This window comes from Streptomyces phytophilus (assembly GCF_013870535.1).
Taxonomy (GTDB): Bacteria; Actinomycetota; Actinomycetes; order Streptomycetales; family Streptomycetaceae; genus Streptomyces; species Streptomyces phytophilus.
Genome location: NZ_JACBXC010001573.1, coordinates 1 through 1,213, shown reverse-complemented (window position 1 = coordinate 1,213; position 1,213 = coordinate 1). Strand labels below are relative to the sequence as shown.

The 1,213-nt window shown below is 71.4% G+C and carries 1 protein-coding gene; it reads right to left on the bottom strand.

The genetic code is table 11. From position 1 onward, the window contains the following. Positions 1 to 930: 2-keto-3-deoxygluconate permease (locus H5J30_RS34330; protein ID WP_309505721.1), on the bottom strand; the 930-nt coding region annotated here is incomplete at its 3' end. Positions 931 to 1,213 lie beyond the last annotated feature (283 nt).

The following is a 1,213-nucleotide window of genomic DNA, read 5'->3' as shown; positions in this document are numbered from 1 at the left end:
GAGCAGCGGTGCGACGATCGCCGTGACCAGGGCCGACGCCGCGACCTGCGCCGTGGCGGTGCCGACGTACTCCTCGAATCGGGGGTCGGCGGCGGCGACGACGGCGGGGGTGGCGATGGCGTTGCCCGCGGTGGTGCCGGCGGCGAAGCCCATGCCGGACATGGAGCCGCGGCGCAGCATGTACCGGTAGCCGACGTAGACCAGGAAGCCCGTGAACGGTGCGATGATCAGGCCGAGGAGCAGGCCGGTCACGCCGCCGGTGACGATGTCGCCGAGGTCGATGCCGGTGCCGAGGGAGAACGCGAAGAACGGGATGACGATGTTCGGCACCGGCTGGACGACCTTGCGCCACTCGGCGTCGACGTTGCCCACCAGCACGCCCAGCAGGAACGGGACGATCGCGCCGAGCAGGGCGAGGAACGGGATGTCGCCGAGGCCGGAGGCGCCGAGGAAGAGCAGCGTCAGGAAGGGCCCGTCGTTGATGGCGCTGGCGACGTAGGCGCCGCGGTCCCGCTCGTCGCCGTACTGCCCGGAGAAGGCCAGCCACAGGCCGCCGTTGCTGTTGTCCATCGAGGCGAGCAGGGCGAGCAGCGAGACGCCGAGGAGCCCGTCGAGGCCGACGCCGAGCCCGAGCAGCACGACCAGCGTGGCCGGGATCAGGCTCTTCATCAGCAGCACGGTGCCCGCGTGGGCGAGGATCGGTCCGCCGGTGCGCAGGGAGACCTGCGTACCCGTCGCGAAGATCAGCAGGGCGATGAGGGGCAGCGCGCTGTCCTGGAACAGCGCGGTGGTGAAGCTGCCGATCCCCAGGGCGCCCGGTGCGAAGGTGCCGAAGATCGCGCCGAGGATCAGCGGGATCAGCATCAGTCCGCCGGGTATGCGCTGCATCGTGGCGAACAGGGGGACCCTGGACTTCTCTGGACCGCTCACGCCAACCTCCTCGTCGGCATCAGTCACGGCGCGGGCGCCGAACTTGTACGTATCTGTTGTACGTACAAGATGCCACACCGGCCCCGGAAGCGGAAGACACCCCGCCGCCGGATCTCCCCGCGCCGGATCCGCCGGTGCGAAAGCCCGCGTGCGGGCAGCCCGAAGCGGGGCCTTCGCTGGATCACGGGATCGGCCGGGTCCGGAGCGCCCTGCCGCCCGTAGTCCCTGAACGGGGAGACAAGGGGAAGCTCCGGCGGGAGTCCCGCCGGGCGCGCCCGCGGCG